The following is a 16,432-nucleotide window of genomic DNA, read 5'->3' as shown; positions in this document are numbered from 1 at the left end:
CTATATTTCCTTTATCAGCCCTTTTGGAAACGACGATGGTATCCCTATTTCAGTCAATCACCAACTGCCTGCGGGCGTCTCACCACTGCCCGCACTGCCAACTTCCCACCGCCTCGCGTGATCAGTATTGGTGTACACATTGCCTGTCGCACATCCCCCATCGTCCGTATTGCCACCGCTGTGGCCACACCCAACTGACCGATACCCCTCACTGCGGACACTGCTTACCTTCCCCACCTCCGTGGCAGCGGGTATACCGGTTGGGGGAATTTCGCTTCCCATTACGCCAGTGGGTGCATCAATTCAAATTCCAACGCCAGTTCTGGCTGGCGGATCCCTTGGCCGCGCTACTGGTGCCCCACATCGATACCCCCGCCTCGGTCTTATTGCCGGTGCCGCTTCACCCAATACGCCGCCTGACCCGCGGGTTTAACCAAAGCACCTTGCTGGCCGCCGCCATTGCCCGGCGAACCGACAGCCAATGCTGGTCACACGTACTGCGCCGCACCCGCCATACGCCCAGCCAACACACCTTGAGCAAAGCACAACGCCAGCACAATCTCCGTGACGCCTTTCACTTACGTGACTGCGCCTTGCCGGACCATGTCGCCCTCGTCGATGATGTGATCACCACCGGCAGCACGCTATCTGCCCTCACGCATTTATTGCAACAACAGGGAGTGAAGCAGGTTGATGTGTATTGCTTGGGCTATACGCCGATTGAGAAAAATCACAAAAAAAGGGCAGATTTGGGATGAAATCATAGATGGAACGATTAAGGGATGATAGAAAGAGCATCACAGAGTAGAATAGAATTAATCTTACTAAATAAGTCAGGTATTACGTCGTGTCTATGATTACTATTACTGAAAATGCTCAACAGCACTTCGGCAAGCTTCTGGCGCAACAGCCAGAAGGCACTCACATCCGCGTGTTCGTGGTTAACCCAGGTACACAAAGCGCAGAATGCGGCGTATCCTACTGCCCGCCTGAAGCTGTTGAAGCCACAGATACTGAAATTAAATTTGATCTGTTTTCGGCTTACGTTGACGAGCTTAGCCTGCCGTTCCTTGACGATGCAGAAATCGATTTTGTCACCGACAAAATGGGCTCACAGCTAACCCTGAAAGCCCCGAACGCCAAAGTGCGTAAAGTGTCGGATGATGCCACACTGATGGAACGCGTGGATTACGTGATCCAAACCCAAGTGAACCCACAGCTTGCAGGTCACGGCGGTAACGTGTCACTGGCTGAAATCACCGAAGATGGCGTGGCTATCCTGCAGTTTGGTGGCGGTTGTAACGGTTGTTCAATGGTCGATGTGACCCTGAAAGAAGGCATCGAAAAAGAGCTACTGGCACAATTTGTCGGTGAACTGACTGGCGTGCGTGATATCACGGAACACGCCCGTGGTGAACACTCTTACTACTAAGGCTGAGACAACAACAGCCTGCGGCAGCCCCTGCGTTGCCGCCCTTCTGGACGGTGTTTCACGTGTAACACGCGCCTCATCGCCCCAGAAACCGCACAGACAGACAACAAAAAAGTCAGCCGAAGCTGACTTTTTTTATGCCTTGCGAACCGTTGTCCGACACGCGCGTTAGGATTTTACTACCGTGATGGTGACGTGGCGTCGACCCCAATTGCGGGCCGCTCTCACATCTTTCCCCATGTAAATATCAATCTTATTACGCCAGCGCTTATTCATTTTATCCAGCACCACGTACTCCCCCGGCAAGCCGGAGATCTTCACTTTGGTGCCGCGCTTAAAACCACGCCCAAGGAAGTCACGAGAAATGGCAATGGCTTTCATACCCGGCTTTAAGCGATCGCCCCAAGCCGCAATCGATGGGTTTCCATCCGTTTGCCCGTGTAACGAATTATACGCGGTCGCCGTCACTTTATAGGACTTACCCGGTGTCGCTGCCAGCGAGGGGGTGACCCAACTGAGTGTCATGATTGCGAATAAAATACCAAAGATTGCTTTTTTCATTACTCTTCCACCTTGCATAATTGGTCGCAATTTAAACAGAACAGTACGCGCTTTAACAGGCTTTTTTGCTGCAAAAATGAACAAAAATAGGCGATAAATTCTAACTAGTTGTTTGCATTAGCCGGTTCAAGGAAAATATCCTTCTTCCATTGGTAAGCAAATATGACAGCCAGCCCCAAGCCGCGCATGCCCATAAAGCACAGCATTGCCGCCCACAGTGCATGGTTGCCGTAATCAGACAAACACCACCACACGGCAAAGAACACGCTGATCGCCACAAACATGCTGTTACGCATTTCACGCCCACGGGTGGCGCCAATGAAGATCCCGTCCAGCAAGAAACACCACATCGCCACCAAGGGAACGGCAGCCAACCACGGCAAGTATTTGAAGGCCTCATGCTGCACAGCCGGAATGTCGGAGATCAACCCGATGATGTCTCGCCCAAACCCGGCAAACGCAATCATGATCACCAGAGAAATCATCAAACTCCAGAACGTGGTGCCAATCAAGGTACGCCCCAACTCTTCACGATTACGTGCGCCGATCGCCTTGCCGACCATGGCTTCCATCGCATACGCAAAGCCGTCCATCGCGTACGACACCAGCATCAAAAAGCTCATCAACACCGCATTGGCGGCCACGACGTTGTCGCCCAGTGTCGCGCCCTGAAACGTCATGAAGGTAAACGACAGCTGCAAGCACAAACTGCGCAAGAAAATGTCTCGATTGAGTTTCAGTAATCGCCCCATGCCCGCGCGCACCATGCCGATTTTCTCCCGCAACGGCGGTAACGCCGCCGCCAACCACTGACGAGAAACGAACCACAAACCCAACATCAAGCCGCTGTATTCCGCTAACACCGACGCTGCCGCCGCGCCTTGTACTTTCCAGCCAAAGCCGAGCACAAACAGCACATCCAGCGCGATATTCACCACGTTCGTGATGATCAACAACCACATCGGTTGGCGGGCGTTTTGGGTCCCCAACAGCCAGCCCATGATCACAAAGTTGGCCAAGGCCGCCGGCGCGCCCCAAATACGGATCGAGAAATATTGCTCAGCATAGATCTTCACTTCCGCACTGGCGCTACTGAACTGAAAAATCACTGATGCGACGGGCTGATGCAGCACAATCAGCGCCAACGCCAAGACCCACGCCATCGCAATGCCCTGCAGGAACACGGTAGCTTGGGCGTCTTTATTCGCTGCGCCGTAAGCCTGCGCACTCAGGCCCGTGGTGGCCATGCGCAAAAAGCCCAGCAGCCAGAAGGTCACGTTGATCATGGTGCCGCCGACCGCTACACCACCTAAATACCAGGCATAATCGAGGTGACCAATCACGGCCGCATCCACCAACCCCAGTAAGGGTACCGTAATATTGGACAGTACCATGGGTAACGCTAACGCAAACACCTGACGGTGCAACGACATATCCCGTAACGCTTTGAACACAACAACCTCGACCCTGAATAATTGAAGCGGCGATTATCAAGGCATTACCCCCAAATAGAAAGCCCCCAGCATAAAATAGCAAGGGGCTAACGGTTCTTCATTCGACGTAGCGCTAACGTATTGAGATAAAGCAGTTTTAACTAAAGGCAACCCGCACCCAATGATCCGCTAACAGCACCACAAATAAGGCTAACAAGTGCCAAATCGAAAAGGTGAACGTCGACCAGGCATACCCTTTTTTCACTGCCTTATCGGCAAATTTCAACCGGCACGCATAGCCAATAAAGGCGAGGTTTAAGGCGCTACTGCCGATCAGGTACACCATGCCACTCATCCCCGTCAGCCACGGTAATAAGCCTACGATCGCCAACATGACGGTATAGAGCAGCACCATGGTTTGGGTAAACGCGATGCCATGCGTGACGGGCAACATCGGGATCCCCGCGTTGGCATAATCATCACGACGATGGATCGCCAGCGCCCAAAAATGCGGGGGCGTCCAGGTGAACACCAACATCACCAGCAGTAACGCATGCGGATCTAACTGCCCGGTCACCGCGGTCCAACCCAGCAACGGGGGCGCGGCACCGGCCAAGCCACCGATGACGATATTTTGCGGTGTCGCGTGTTTTAGCCACACGGTATACACCACCGCATAGCCAATCAAACTGGCAAACGTCAGCCACGCCGTCAGTGGATTGAGCTGCCACAACACCCCAAAGCCCGCCACCATCAAACTGGTCGCAAACACCACCGCATGATGCGTGGCGACACGGCCTTTGGCCAAAGGCCGGTGATAGGTGCGCGCCATCTTGGCATCAAAACGCCGATCCAGCACATGGTTAAATGCGGCCGCCGCCGCTGACTGTAAGCCAATCCCGATCAAGCCCAACAACACGGCCTTCATCGGTGGGATCCCCGGAACGGCCAAACACATGCCGACCAACGCGGTCAACAATAGCATCGCCACCACTTTGGGTTTGGTCATGGTGAGGTAATCTTGCCAGACAGGTGTGCGCGACACGGCCGTGAGTGACGCAGGTTGAATGGACGTTGGCTGGATAGATGCTGCCTTCATGGACGACAGCTTGATTGACTGCATTTTTGCCATGGTCTGTTCCCTCCTTGGCGATGAAAAATAGTTCGGATCACGACAAGCATCCACGCTGTCCCCACCCGTTCGCGATTTGACGCTGACGGTACATCTGCACATTCACCGCCACCACACTGAGCAACAGCAAGACACCCGTGACATTGTGTGCCACGGCCACGGTCAGTGGCAGACTCGCCACCACGTTGGTGATCCCCAGTCCCACTTGCACGAGCAAGGCCAACAGCATCCACCCGACCCCCGATCGTAATGTCGGTATCCGCCATGCGCGCCATGCCAGCAATAACAGCACCCCACACGTCACCATGGCACCAATGCGGTGTGTCACATGAATGGACACCCGCTGGGCAAAATCGAGCACCCCGTATTGGTAGGTGTCATGCGTCGGTTGGATCAAGGCGAAGGCGGAGGTATCAAACTGCTGCTGCCAATCCACTTCACACAGCGGCAACTGGGTACACACCAGCGCCGCATAGTTCGCGGCGGTCCATCCGCCCAAGGCGATTTGGCCGATCACCGTCAGTAACCCGATCCCTGCCAACACCGTCAGCCCTTTACCGATGTGCCTGCCATTCCCCCTAAAGGCCTCCCCCCGAGATGAAAGGGCATGAACGGGCACAGGGGAAGCAAACACGGACAGGCACAACGCAAACAGCAACGCGGCCGTCATGAAGCCCCCGAGCAAATGCCCCATCACCACCACTGGCATCAATGAGAGTGTGACGGTCCACATACCCAGTGCCGCCTGAAAGGTCACCACCACCAACAGTAACGCCGGTAGCCACTTGGGGCGTGGCGGGAGAGGATGAGCCGGTCGGCGCCATGCCAAGATATTGATGAGTAAAATCAGCACGCCCAACGAGCCTGCCACATAGCGGTGCAACATTTCATTCCACGCTTTGCTGTGTTCTAGTGGGGCATCAGGAAAACGCGCGGCGGCTTCCGCCTGCTGTACAGCGGTCTGCGGCACCCCGGCAAAGCCATAGCAACCCGGCCAGTCCGGACAACCTAGCCCGGCTTCGGTTAAACGGGTATACGCCCCGAGCGCAATCACGCACAGTGCCAGCGCAAAGGTGAACCCCACGAGATAACGAAAACGGTCACGGTGCATCCCTTTCTCCTTTCTTCCTGGTATCAAGCAAGCGACTTATCGAATCAGTAACGGCCTCGGTCAGCCGATTTTAGAGATCTTCAATAAACGTTTGAGATCCCGCAACACGTCTTTCCCTTGCGCCAAAATCGCGGCCTTTCCCGTTACTAACGGGTAGGCCAACATCACATTGCCCAAAGGATCAGCCAGATAAATCGCGTGTGCGCCGTACTCCAGCGTGTGCATTTGCGTCACCACCTGCGCCGACACGGCTTGTTGCGACAGGGCATTCAGCTGCTTTTGCACCGGAGCCGGATAATCGGCGACCGGATCGGCACGGAGCAACACACTGTGGACCCGATCTTTTTCCGCCCCAACGGCCAAGGGGATCTGATGCAGATTAAACAAGGCGCCCTGGCATTTGTCATCGCAGTCCTCAGGCAATAAGTAAATCAACTGCCACTGCGGGGAGTCCCCCAACCACGCTGACGTCGCCGGTGCCGCGAGCAACTTGCCGCGGTTGGTCACGCCCCCTTGATACCAATTGAGATCGAGCACCAATTTCGCCAACACCACCGGTAAAACAAACGCCCCCAGCAATAGCAGTAAGGTTCCTTTCTTCTTCATGCTTTCCTCCTTTTAAGCCACCACAAAGCCAATCCCGACACGGCCAGCGCCAATAAAAACCACTGCAGGGCGTAGGCATAATGTTTCTGTGGTCCCATCACGACCGGGATCCAGGTTTGCTCCAAGGCCAACGGACTGTCAGGATCAATCTGTACAATCCACGGAGCCAAGTTGACCCCCATCAGCTGGCTCAAGGCATCTATATTGAGGTTTTGCACCCGAAGTGGGTACGCGGCATCCCACTGTTCCGGGGCAAGCGCAATTAACGTCGACGGCGGGGCAATCATGCCACGCACGGTCAGTTCACCATGGTGCTCAGGTAAAACGGGGATTTGTTCGCGGTAGGCCGGCGCAGCAATCCAGCCCAGATTCACCAGCAACCAGCGGTTATCCACCACGAAGGGGTACAACACGTGATAACCCACTTGGCCGCGGTAGGTTTGGTTATCCAACAGCACTGCACGGCTGTGATCAAAGGTGCCGCGCAAGGTCACGCTGTACCAGCGCGGGTCGGCGGGCAAACTGGCTAAGCTGTAATACATTTGTTCGCTGCGGAACTTGAGCGCATAACTCAAGCTTTCTTTTTCCTGTGCCCGCGACATTTGCCAGAAACCCAACTTGACCAATGTCACCAGCACCGCCACAGTAAAAAGTATGAAACCGATCCGTCGCATGTGTCTCCTTCGAGCGAGTGCTCTGTGTGCGAGTAACACGCTAAGGCCACACGGCTTTCCCTATTCTGCCCCTATCGGGAGGTACGCTATGCTGCTCAACGCCTTACTCATCGGCTTACTGATCTTCATCCTGTTCAATCTGTTTCGCGCTTTACCCGTGATGCTGAAAGGGAACGCCAATCCGTCGTCGTCCTCCAATAAACCCCTGTCTCACTATCTCGGGCGGCGCATTCTGTTTTCCGTTTTATTGTTTGTGTTACTGCTGATCGCAGTCGCCACGGGCTATATCGAACCGAACCCGCGTCCCTACTAGTGGCAAGCGCAACGAGAGCGGGGTGAGATGACGATCTCTTGTTTCTTGCCCCTTGTTTCTAGTCTCTCGTTCCTAAACGCTCATTACTCGCCCCTAGATCCTCGCTCCTAGAACCTAGTCCCTCGTTTCTCGTCCCTAAATACTCGATTCTCGGTTCTAAAATATGTACACAAACATAAACAACCCGAGCCACACCACATCGACAAAATGCCAATACCAAGCGCCCGCCTGAAAGGCGAAATGCTTCTCGGGGGTGAAATGCCCACACAGTACCCGCAGCCAAACAATGAACAGCATAAGGGTGCCGAGCGTCACATGCAGACCATGGAAACCGGTCAGCATAAAGAAGGTATTACCGTACACCCCGGCATCCAGCGTCAGCCCCATCTCTTCATAGGCGTGGATGTACTCGACCCCTTGCAGATAGATAAACAGGCTGCCAAGTAGCACCGTCAGCAGCAAGAACAGGGTCAGGCGCGGACGGTTATTTTGCTCAAGTGCGACATGCGCAATATGAATGGTGATGGAGGAAGTCAGCAGGATCAGGGTGTTATAAAGGGGCAAACCAAGCGGTCCCATCGCCTGGGTTTCGCTCCCGTCCGGTGTCATGATTAAGGGCCACTGGGCGATAAATTCCGGCCACAACACGGCGTTGGTCATGGCATTATTGCCTGCCCCACCCAACCATGGCACGGCAATCATGCGGGCATAAAATAGCGCCCCAAAGAACGCGGCAAAGAACATCACTTCCGAAAAAATAAACCAGCTCATGCCTTGGCGAAACGATCGATCCATTTGCTGACTGTACAAGCCTTGCATGGATTCACGGATCACATCCCGAAACCACCCCACCAGCATGATCAGCAGTAAACCGACGCCCGACAGCAAGAACCACGGTCCTTGCCCGTTGAACAAATCACCGACCGTGGCACCGGCGCCCAGCGCAATGAGAAATAACGCCACCGCCCCCACAATGGGCCACCCACTAGCGGCGGGTACATAGTAATTGTCATGCGGGGGCGTCACGGATTGTTCATGTTCTGAATAGGGATTCGCCATTCTTCAACCTCATTGCGTTTGCGCCAGCGTGGCCGGCTTGGCGTGAAACAGGGTATAGGCCAGCGTCAGGGTATGAATGTCTGCTGGCAGATCAGGATCGACATAAAACACCAACGGCAGTGCTGCGTTTTCCCCGGCCCCTAACGGCTGGTGGTTAAAACAGAAACACTCGATTTTATTGAAATACTGCGCGCCCAATCCGGGACTGACCGACGGCACGGCTTGGCCAATGGTATCTTGCGTCCCCAAATTATGGGCTTGGTAGTTCACCGTGTGGGTTTGCCCTGGGTGCACCACCAAGGTTCTCACTTCCGGCTCAAAGGTCCAGCGCACGCCGGGAGTGATGTAGGCGACAAACTCCACCGTCACTTCCCGCGAGGTATCGACACGGGCCGAGGACGTGGTCGGGGTATCGGCGGTTTTGCCATTGATCCCCGTGATGTCGCAAAACACGTCATACAAGGGCACTAAGGCAAAGGCAAAACCGAACATCGCGACCGACATGCCCACCAACGACCAGATTGATCGCTGCTTTTGCTGGTGTTGCTGATCCGATGCCGATGGCTTGTCATTCGGGTTGGGCGTCTGTGTCATGCCGCCTCCTTAGTCCACTTTCGGTGGCGTTGAGAAGGTATGGTGCGGCGCCGGTGATGGCACACTCCACTCCAATCCTTCCGCCCCATCCCACGGTTTCGCTGCAGCTTTTTCCCCGCCGCGCACACATTGGATCACCACGGCCAAGAAAATCAGCTGTGACAACCCAAACAAGAACCCGCCGATACTGACCACCGCATTGATGTCGGCAAACTGTAAGGCGTAATCTGGGATACGACGCGGCATACCGGCCAGTCCCAAGAAGTGCATCGGGAAGAACAGAATGTTGACCGAAATGATGGAGCACCAGAAATGCCACTTGGCCAGCGTTTCATTGAACATGTAGCCGGTCCACTTCGGCAGCCAGTAATACGCTGCCGCCATGATGGAGAAAATCGCCCCTGACACCAGCACGTAATGGAAATGTGCCACCACAAAATAGGTGTCGTGGTACTGGAAATCCGCCGGGGTAATGGCCAGCATCAGGCCAGAAAAGCCCCCAATGGTGAACAGCACAATGAAGGCAATGGCAAACAGCATCGGCACTTCAAAGGTCATCGACCCGCGCCACATGGTCGCCACCCAGTTAAACACTTTCACCCCGGTCGGCACCGAGATCAGCATGGTGCAGTACATAAAGAACAGCTCGGCGGCAACCGGCATCCCCGTGGTGAACATGTGGTGCGCCCACACCAAAAAACTCAGGCCGGCAATGGACGCCGTGGCGTACACCATCGAGCTATAACCAAACAATTTCTTACGGGAAAACGCAGGAATAATGGCCGAAATGATGCCGAAGCTGGGCAAAATCATGATGTACACTTCCGGGTGTCCGAAGAACCAGAAAATGTGCTGGAACATCACCGGATCGCCCCCGCCGGCGGCATCAAAAAAGCTGGTGCCGAAGTATTTGTCGGTCAACACCATGGTGACCGCCCCCGCCAGTACGGGCATAACCGCAATCAGCAAAAACGCCGTGATCAGCCACGTCCACACAAACAACGGCATCTTCATGTACGTCATACCCGGCGCGCGCATGTTCATGATGGTGACGATCACATTGATGGCGCCCATGATGGAGCTGATCCCCATAATGTGAATCGCAAACACAAACAAACCGGTACTTTGCGGGCTGTAGGTGGTCGATAACGGCGCGTAGAAGGTCCAACCAAAGTTCGGGCCGCCCCCTTCCATAAACAACGAGGCCAATAACAAGCTAAAGGCGAACGGCAGGATCCAAAAACTCCAGTTATTCATGCGCGGCAGTGCCATGTCTGGCGCCCCAATCATCAACGGGATCATCCAGTTGGCCAACCCCGTAAAGGCCGGCATGACCGCCCCGAATACCATGATCAGGCCGTGTACCGTGGTCATCTGATTAAAGAAATTGGGCTCAACCAGCTGCAACCCCGGCTGAAATAACTCCGCGCGGATCACCATCGCCATTGCGCCACCGATCAAGAACATGGCAAAGCTGAACATCAAATACAGCGAGCCAATGTCTTTGTGGTTGGTGGTCAATAACCAGCGCTTAATGCCCGTTGGATGCGGGTCGTGGCCATGATGGTCGGGGTGCGCGATGTCATCAGCCAGTACGTGGCTCTGTTGATTTTGCGCGTTTTTTGCGTCGTCGATGTCCGTTGATTCACGCAACATGTCCGTCATTGTCACACTCTCCCTTTACAGATCCTGACCGTCCAATACCGCTTGCACTTCTGCGGCCTGTACCGTTTCACCGGTATTATTGCCCCACGCATTACGCTCATAGGTGATCACCGCGGCCAACTCTTTCAAGCTCAGTTGTGGCCCAAACGCCTGCATCGCGGTGCCGGTACGGCCATGAACCACAATACTGACATGCTCTAACTTGGCCGCCGGATCGATAGAGACCCCCACTCCGGCCAGCCCCGGAAAGGCCCCCGGCAACCCTTGCCCGTTCACCTGATGACACATCGCACAACGGGTGTTGTATACCGATTCACCGAGCGTCATCAGTTCATCCATGCCCATTTCCATGTCCAGTAAACGCTGCTCTTCTTCACGGGCTTGCTGCTGGGCAATGCGGGTGGTCGACAGCCATTCGTCGTAGTCAGCCTGCTCTTTGGCGATCACCACAATCGGCATGAAACCGTGGTCTTTACCACACAACTCGGCACACTGGCCCCGGTAAATACCGGGCTTGTCGATGAGCGTCCACGCTTCGTTAATAAACCCGGGGTTGGCGTCTTTCTTCACCGCAAAATCAGGCACCCACCATGAGTGGATGACATCTTGCGAGGTGATCAAAAACCGCACTTTCTGCCCAACCGGCAACACCAATGGGCGATCGACTTCTAACAGGTAGTTGTCCCGCTTTGGCCGTTGATTGGTAATTTGGGCAGGACTGGTGGCAAGTAACGAATAGAACTCAACGTCTTGATCGAAATAGCGGTAATGCCATTTCCACTGCGAGCCGGTCACTTGCACCGTCATATCCGGCTTGGACGTGTCTTCCATCGCCAGCAAGGTTTGGGTCGCGGGTACGGCCATCACAATGAGGATCACGAACGGGATCAGCGTCCAGAGGATTTCCACTTTGGTACTTTCGTGAAAGTCAGCGGGCTTGGCCCCTTTGGATTGGCGATGGTGCCAAATGGCCCAGAACATCGCGCCGAACACCACCAGTCCAATGGCCACGCAAATGTAGAAGATGATCATATGGAGCTCGAACACGCGCTGGCTGACGTCTGTCACCCCTTTCGTCATGTTCAATGGCATGGATTCACTCGCGGCCATGGCAGATCCTGTCAGCCATGCGCCGAGACAGCACGTCAAAAGGCGAAATATCACCAAGGCTCCCTCCCTATTCCTTTTTCTATCCATAACGGCCTGCTCGTCCGTTGTTATGAGATCCGTTCAGGCACATCACGCACTAATGAGTATCGGTTTGAACAACCGGTAAGATGCAGTGATTTCACCGTCTTAGCGCCCATTCACCGACATGAACAGGACAATAAAATGCGAGACGGTTAACACTTTATTTACAATTAACTTAGAAAGGATCAGCGCAATGTGCAATAAATTGCCCCGAAAAAGTCCGGTCTTGCTCCAGTACGGTGAACGAGAAAAGTGGGGAAAAAGAGAGAAACGCAGGCAGGAAAAATGAGAGATCGCGAAGCCAACGCGGCGACAAACCGGCGACTACAGCTGAATCGACAATTGCACCGGCAATAACCGATATTTCAACCCGGGGATACAAGTCACCCAACGGTGTCCCTGCCGCCAACGGGCACAGGGGGTGTCTAACGGGCTATGACATGTCACATCCACCGCCCACGGCAACCACTGCCGCACCTGTTGCTTGGCATTGCGAAACCCATGGGCATACGTCCCCGCGACGCCGAATCGACGTGACAACGGCCAATGGCAGCGATCCCCCGCCACGACCACATTCAAGGATAACTGACCAAAATGGCAGGCCACGGCTTGGAAAAAACGGGATAACGCGGCGGCATCGTGCGCGAGCAACGCCTGATCACACACCAGCATCACGGGGGTGTTTTTCATGGGCGGCAACAGGTGTAACCACGCGAGATCATCAATCGAGCCAGGCAACATGCGATAACGTTCGCTGCGATGAAACAGACGCTGACGCCAAAGCAGGTGCTCATTCACATCAATATCAAACCAACGGCACAAGCCATTATCAACCCGATAAAAGCGGGTATCCAATCCCCCACCAATATTGAGAATATGGCCATTAGGGTAACGACGAAGAAAGTGTTGAGCTTGACGGTCGCACTGCATAGCGAGCATGGCATGCAAAAGTTGCTGTTCGGTAATATTGCCGGAAAGGCAAGTAGGTTGGAGGCGACACTGACGGCAAGCCGCCGCCGCGACGGGATCGTACAGTAAACGATCGTCAGCAAGGCTTTCACGACTGCGCAGCCACAACGGCTGTAGCAAGTCGGATGGGACATCATAACGTGAAGAGTCAGTCATTATCACCTCCATGGCTCACCACGGAATGATAATGACTCTCATTATTAATTGCAAAGGTTTCGCACGACGCGTACCGATTACATCCAGTCGCAGTTACGGATCACGCCTACGGCAATCCCTTCAATCGACAGGTGCTGGGTATTGAGATCCACCACAATTGGGGCGAATTCTTCATTCTCAGCATGCAATAACACTTGCGAACCTTTACGCTCCAAGCGTTTCACGGTGACATCGTCTTCTACCCGAGCAACGACAACTTGACCATTGCGCACATCTTGCGTTTTATGCACAGCCAGTAAATCGCCGTCCATGATCCCAATGTCTTTCATGCTCATGCCATTGACGCGTAGCAGAAAATCCGCACGCGGTTTAAACATCGCAGGATCGACTTCATAATGGGTTTCGACGTGCTCTTGGGCCAAGATCGGTTCACCGGCGGCCACTTGGCCGATCAGCGGTAATCCGCGCTCTTCATTGCTCTCGGTGTCGACCAATAAACGGAGACCACGAGAAGCCCCCGGAATGATTTCAATCACCCCTTTACGGGCCAAGGCTTTAAGGTGTTCTTCCGCCGCATTGGCGGAGCGGAAACCGAGTTCACGGGCTATTTCAGCACGTGTAGGCGGCATTCCAGAATCTTCAATTTTTGCTTTGATTAAATCAAAGACTTCTTGTTGACGCGGCGTTAACGGCTTCATGACTCACCCTGTCTTTTTATACAGTTCACTGTGAGTATATCCAGTGTTAACACGCTTGGAAAGGCCATTGTTTAGGAAATCAGCAGTTTTGCTGTGAATTCGCCACTTCCCCCATTCTGACGCCATGATGGGCGCCGCTTCGCAACTCGGCCACTGTCGCAATCCTAATTTACAGGGTGCAATCTCAACAAATCTGCATATAACCGCGCCAATGCGGTATTTCGCTGCTTATCGCTACGTGTTTTCTGCTAGACTTGCGACGCATTAAGAATTCGAGGCTAGTAAAAAGATATGTCAAGTTGGCAGAAAATCTACCAAAAAATACTGGATTTGCCGCTTTCTCTGCTGGTTAAAACCCATTCTATTCCTTCCGATCCGGTTGCGGATCTGGAACTCGACCTTGAACGGCCGATCGTCTACATCCTGCCGTTCCGCTCGGTCACGGATCTACTGACGCTGCGCAGCAGTACCCAACAATTGGGTCTGCCGGATCCCCTGTCGCCACTGGAAATAGGCGACCAATCGTATTGCCGTTACGTGTACATCGCGTCAGCACCGAGTGTTTTTGGCTCTGATGGCGAACTGCCACAAGCATCGATTGATCTGTTCACCGCCCTGCTTGAGCAGCACAACCAAGATCCAACGCTGGATGTGCAAGTGGTGCCGGCATCGATTTTGTGGGGCCGTAAACCGGGTAAAGAAGACAATCAAAAACCGGTGCTACGCGCGTTAAACGGTCCGGAAAAATTCTTCACCATTCTCGGCCATGGCCGTGACTGTATGGTGCGTCTGAGCCCGGCGGTATCGCTGCGCTACATGGCCGATCACCACGGCACGGATGACTCCATTGCCAACAAATTGGCTCGTGTGGCACGCATCCACTTTTCCCGTCAGCAATTAGCGGCGTCGGGGCCAAAGTTGCCGGATCGCCAAGCGTTGTTCAAGCGTCTGCTCGAATCAAAAGCGATTGAAAAAGTCGTGGCCGAAGAAGCGGCCAGCCGAGACGTGCCGATCGAAAAAGTGCGCAAAGAAGCCATCGACATGATGGAAGAAATTGCGACCGATTTTTCCTACTCTTTGATCCGACACGGTCAACGCTTTTTGGGCTGGTTGTGGAACCGCCTGTACCAAGGCCTGAATATCCACAATGCCAAGCAAGTGCGTAAGCTGGCACAAGACGGCCATGAAATTGTCTATGTGCCGTGTCACCGTAGCCACATGGATTACCTGCTGCTGTCGTATGTGCTGTTCCGTGAAGGCATGGTACCGCCACACATCGCGGCCGGTATTAACCTGAACTTCTTCCCGGCGGGTCCGATTTTCCGTCGTGGCGGCGCGTTCTTCATTCGCCGTAGCTTCAAAGGCAACCGCTTATACTCCACGGTGTTCCGTGAATACTTGGCTGAACTGTTCGCCAAAGGCTATTCGGTGGAATACTTCAGTGAAGGGGGCCGCTCCCGTACCGGTCGATTGCTACCCGCGAAAACCGGCATGCTGTCGATGACCATTCAAGCGATGCTGCGTGGTCTGAATCGCCCCGTCACACTGGTACCGGTGTACATCGGTTACGAGCACGTAATGGAAGTGGGCACCTACGCCAAAGAGCTGCAAGGCAAGCGCAAAGAGAAAGAGAACGTCGGCCAAGTGCTGCGTACCTTGCGTAAGCTGCGTAATTTTGGCCAAGGTTATGTGAACTTCGGTGAGCCTATCCCGCTGAACCATTACCTGAACGAGCACGTGCCTGAGTGGCACAAAGACATCGATCCAATCGAGCCACAGCGTCCACAATGGTTGAACCCGGTGGTGAACGATCTGGCGGTGAAAATGATGACGCACATCAACGATGCCGCGGCGACCAACGCCCTGACCCTCGCGGGTGTCGCGCTGTTGGCGGCCCGTCAACGTGCCTTGAGTCGTGAGGATCTGGAACAGCAAATCGACTGCTACTTGCAGTTGCTGCGCAACGTGCCGTATTCCTCGCAGTTCACCGTGCCGAACGAAGACGCGAAAACCATGGTGGCGCATGCGCTGGAAATGGATAAGTTCGTGATCGAACGTGACAGCATGGGTGAAATGGTGTCGCTGGATCGCCAGCAAGCGATCTTGATGACCTACTACCGCAACAACATCATTCACTTGTTTGCGCTGCCATCGTTGATCGCCAGCATTGTGATCTGCCATGAACGTCTGTCAATGGCTGACATTGTCGCGCAAATCACCCGTCTGTATCCGTTCTTGCAGGCTGAATTGTTCTTGCGTTACCAAACCGACGACTTGGCGGGCGTGATTGAAGCACAAGTTAATGAACTGGCGCGTCAGCGTCTGGTACAACGTGATGGCGACATGGTGAGCCTGAATAATGCCCGTATCGGACCACTGCATTTACTGGCGCGCACCATCACTGAAACCCTGCAACGCTACGCGATCACGTTGACCTTGCTCAACTCTGAGCCGCAGCTGATGAAGAGCGATCTTGAGCAGCAGAGCCAGATGTTGGCCCAGCGCTTGAGCCGTCTGCACGGGATCAATGCGCCGGAGTTCTTCGACAAAGGTGTGTTTGCGATTCTGGTCAGTACGCTGCGCAAAGAAGGCTACCTCAACGAGGACTGCCATGCGGTATCGCAGCCCGTGGAAGAACTGGCCGAGCAATTGGCGGCTTTGGTGTCCCCAGAAGTGAAGCTAACCATTCAAGCGGTCATGAACCGCGAAGAGCGGTTAGACACCACGGATGCGGATGCCTAATCGCTCTGCAACGCCCATAAAAAAAGCGCCGTAACGGCGCTTTTTTTATGTCTCAATGCTCTGTCTCAGAGTGTAACTCTGTTGCCTAGTCTGGCG

The 16,432-nt window shown here is 54.2% G+C and carries 16 protein-coding genes; 4 read left to right on the top strand and 12 right to left on the bottom strand.

All coding sequences use genetic code 11. The annotated features are described in order from the left end of the window. Window positions 1-35: 35 nt before the first annotated feature. Together ACSF8W_RS16590 and nfuA are read left to right on the top strand one after the other, a co-directional pair. The gene (locus tag ACSF8W_RS16590) at window positions 36-758 is read left to right on the top strand and encodes a ComF family protein (RefSeq protein WP_500848316.1); all 723 of its coding nucleotides are present in this window, start codon (window positions 36-38) and stop codon (window positions 756-758) included. A gap of 95 nt (window positions 759-853) precedes the next feature. Beyond that, window positions 854-1,432, top strand: a complete 579-nt coding sequence (nfuA, locus tag ACSF8W_RS16585; protein ID WP_500848438.1) for a Fe-S biogenesis protein NfuA — start codon at window positions 854-856, stop codon at window positions 1,430-1,432. Window positions 1,433-1,600: 168 nt separating this feature from the next. Here nfuA and ACSF8W_RS16580 read toward each other — a convergent pair whose 3' ends face one another. The 6 genes from ACSF8W_RS16580 to ACSF8W_RS16555 all read right to left on the bottom strand — a co-directional run bounded on the left by ACSF8W_RS16580 (window position 1,601) and on the right by ACSF8W_RS16555 (window position 6,949). Further along, window positions 1,601-1,993 (bottom strand): 3D domain-containing protein, encoded by a 393-nt coding sequence (locus tag ACSF8W_RS16580; protein WP_500848315.1) that lies wholly within the window; start codon window positions 1,991-1,993, stop codon window positions 1,601-1,603. A 104-nt stretch (window positions 1,994-2,097) separates the two neighbouring features. Beyond that, window positions 2,098-3,447, bottom strand: coding sequence for an MATE family efflux transporter DinF (dinF, locus tag ACSF8W_RS16575; RefSeq protein WP_500848314.1), 1,350 nt, complete (start codon window positions 3,445-3,447; stop codon window positions 2,098-2,100). A gap of 136 nt (window positions 3,448-3,583) precedes the next feature. Further along, complete coding sequence (cyoE, locus tag ACSF8W_RS16570) at window positions 3,584-4,525, bottom strand: heme o synthase (RefSeq protein ID WP_500848437.1); 942 nt, start codon at window positions 4,523-4,525, stop codon at window positions 3,584-3,586. Between the two features lie 70 nt (window positions 4,526-4,595). Further along, complete coding sequence (locus ACSF8W_RS16565; protein ID WP_500848313.1) at window positions 4,596-5,669, bottom strand: COX15/CtaA family protein; 1,074 nt, start codon at window positions 5,667-5,669, stop codon at window positions 4,596-4,598. Window positions 5,670-5,729: 60 nt separating this feature from the next. Next, complete coding sequence (locus ACSF8W_RS16560; RefSeq protein WP_500848312.1) at window positions 5,730-6,275, bottom strand: redox-active disulfide-containing membrane protein; 546 nt, start codon at window positions 6,273-6,275, stop codon at window positions 5,730-5,732. Continuing rightward, the gene (locus ACSF8W_RS16555) at window positions 6,272-6,949 is read right to left on the bottom strand and encodes an SURF1 family protein (protein WP_500848311.1); all 678 of its coding nucleotides are present in this window, start codon (window positions 6,947-6,949) and stop codon (window positions 6,272-6,274) included. Before ACSF8W_RS16555 ends, ACSF8W_RS16560 begins: the two co-directional genes overlap by 4 nt. A gap of 88 nt (window positions 6,950-7,037) precedes the next feature. Between ACSF8W_RS16555 and ACSF8W_RS16550 the strand changes: the two genes are divergently transcribed. After that, window positions 7,038-7,262 carry a DUF2909 family protein gene (locus tag ACSF8W_RS16550; RefSeq protein ID WP_500848310.1) on the top strand — a complete coding sequence of 75 codons (225 nt, stop codon included), beginning with the start codon at window positions 7,038-7,040 and terminating at the stop codon, window positions 7,260-7,262. A gap of 156 nt (window positions 7,263-7,418) precedes the next feature. Here the strand turns inward: ACSF8W_RS16550 and ACSF8W_RS16545 are convergent, their stop codons facing one another. The 6 genes from ACSF8W_RS16545 to lexA form a co-directional block, all read right to left on the bottom strand. Further along, window positions 7,419-8,321, bottom strand: a complete 903-nt coding sequence (locus ACSF8W_RS16545) for a cytochrome c oxidase subunit 3 (protein ID WP_500848309.1) — start codon at window positions 8,319-8,321, stop codon at window positions 7,419-7,421. A 9-nt stretch (window positions 8,322-8,330) separates the two neighbouring features. Next, entirely contained in the window at window positions 8,331-8,915 is a 585-nt protein-coding gene (locus tag ACSF8W_RS16540) for a cytochrome c oxidase assembly protein (protein WP_500848308.1), read from the bottom strand. A gap of 9 nt (window positions 8,916-8,924) precedes the next feature. Beyond that, window positions 8,925-10,580 carry a cytochrome c oxidase subunit I gene (gene ctaD / locus ACSF8W_RS16535; RefSeq protein WP_500848307.1) on the bottom strand — a complete coding sequence of 552 codons (1,656 nt, stop codon included), beginning with the start codon at window positions 10,578-10,580 and terminating at the stop codon, window positions 8,925-8,927. A gap of 15 nt (window positions 10,581-10,595) precedes the next feature. Beyond that, a complete protein-coding gene (gene coxB, locus ACSF8W_RS16530) occupies window positions 10,596-11,690 on the bottom strand; it encodes a cytochrome c oxidase subunit II (protein WP_500848306.1) in 1,095 nt (364 codons plus the stop codon). A 405-nt stretch (window positions 11,691-12,095) separates the two neighbouring features. Beyond that, window positions 12,096-12,896 carry a class I SAM-dependent methyltransferase gene (locus tag ACSF8W_RS16525; protein ID WP_500848305.1) on the bottom strand — a complete coding sequence of 267 codons (801 nt, stop codon included), beginning with the start codon at window positions 12,894-12,896 and terminating at the stop codon, window positions 12,096-12,098. 77 nt (window positions 12,897-12,973) lie between these two features. After that, entirely contained in the window at window positions 12,974-13,594 is a 621-nt protein-coding gene (lexA, locus tag ACSF8W_RS16520) for a transcriptional repressor LexA (protein WP_500848304.1), read from the bottom strand. Window positions 13,595-13,885: 291 nt separating this feature from the next. On the opposite strand from lexA, the gene plsB reads away from it, so the two are divergent. Continuing rightward, complete coding sequence (plsB, locus tag ACSF8W_RS16515) at window positions 13,886-16,336, top strand: glycerol-3-phosphate 1-O-acyltransferase PlsB (protein WP_500848303.1); 2,451 nt, start codon at window positions 13,886-13,888, stop codon at window positions 16,334-16,336. Window positions 16,337-16,432: the final 96 nt, after the last annotated feature.

This window comes from Photobacterium sp. 270122K (assembly GCF_059941365.1).
Note: the sequence above shows the minus strand (reverse complement) of the source record. Positions and strands in the feature narration are given on the sequence as shown.

What these genes read in the sequence shown, in the direction of transcription:
- ACSF8W_RS16590 (WP_500848316.1), top strand. Translation starts at nt 36, where the DNA reads ATGGTATCCCTATTTCAGTCAATCACCAACTGCCTGCGGGCGTCTCAC.
- ACSF8W_RS16525 (WP_500848305.1), bottom strand. Translation starts at nt 12,896, where the DNA reads ATGACTGACTCTTCACGTTATGATGTCCCATCCGACTTGCTACAGCCG.
- coxB (WP_500848306.1), bottom strand. Translation starts at nt 11,690, where the DNA reads ATGGCCGCGAGTGAATCCATGCCATTGAACATGACGAAAGGGGTGACA.
- ACSF8W_RS16580 (WP_500848315.1), bottom strand. Translation starts at nt 1,993, where the DNA reads ATGAAAAAAGCAATCTTTGGTATTTTATTCGCAATCATGACACTCAGT.
- ACSF8W_RS16545 (WP_500848309.1), bottom strand. Translation starts at nt 8,321, where the DNA reads ATGGCGAATCCCTATTCAGAACATGAACAATCCGTGACGCCCCCGCAT.
- ACSF8W_RS16565 (WP_500848313.1), bottom strand. Translation starts at nt 5,669, where the DNA reads ATGCACCGTGACCGTTTTCGTTATCTCGTGGGGTTCACCTTTGCGCTG.
- nfuA (WP_500848438.1), top strand. Translation starts at nt 854, where the DNA reads ATGATTACTATTACTGAAAATGCTCAACAGCACTTCGGCAAGCTTCTG.
- ACSF8W_RS16550 (WP_500848310.1), top strand. Translation starts at nt 7,038, where the DNA reads ATGCTGCTCAACGCCTTACTCATCGGCTTACTGATCTTCATCCTGTTC.
- cyoE (WP_500848437.1), bottom strand. Translation starts at nt 4,525, where the DNA reads ATGAAGGCAGCATCTATCCAGCCAACGTCCATTCAACCTGCGTCACTC.
- ACSF8W_RS16560 (WP_500848312.1), bottom strand. Translation starts at nt 6,275, where the DNA reads ATGAAGAAGAAAGGAACCTTACTGCTATTGCTGGGGGCGTTTGTTTTA.
- ACSF8W_RS16555 (WP_500848311.1), bottom strand. Translation starts at nt 6,949, where the DNA reads ATGCGACGGATCGGTTTCATACTTTTTACTGTGGCGGTGCTGGTGACA.
- plsB (WP_500848303.1), top strand. Translation starts at nt 13,886, where the DNA reads ATGTCAAGTTGGCAGAAAATCTACCAAAAAATACTGGATTTGCCGCTT.
- ctaD (WP_500848307.1), bottom strand. Translation starts at nt 10,580, where the DNA reads ATGACGGACATGTTGCGTGAATCAACGGACATCGACGACGCAAAAAAC.
- ACSF8W_RS16540 (WP_500848308.1), bottom strand. Translation starts at nt 8,915, where the DNA reads ATGACACAGACGCCCAACCCGAATGACAAGCCATCGGCATCGGATCAG.
- lexA (WP_500848304.1), bottom strand. Translation starts at nt 13,594, where the DNA reads ATGAAGCCGTTAACGCCGCGTCAACAAGAAGTCTTTGATTTAATCAAA.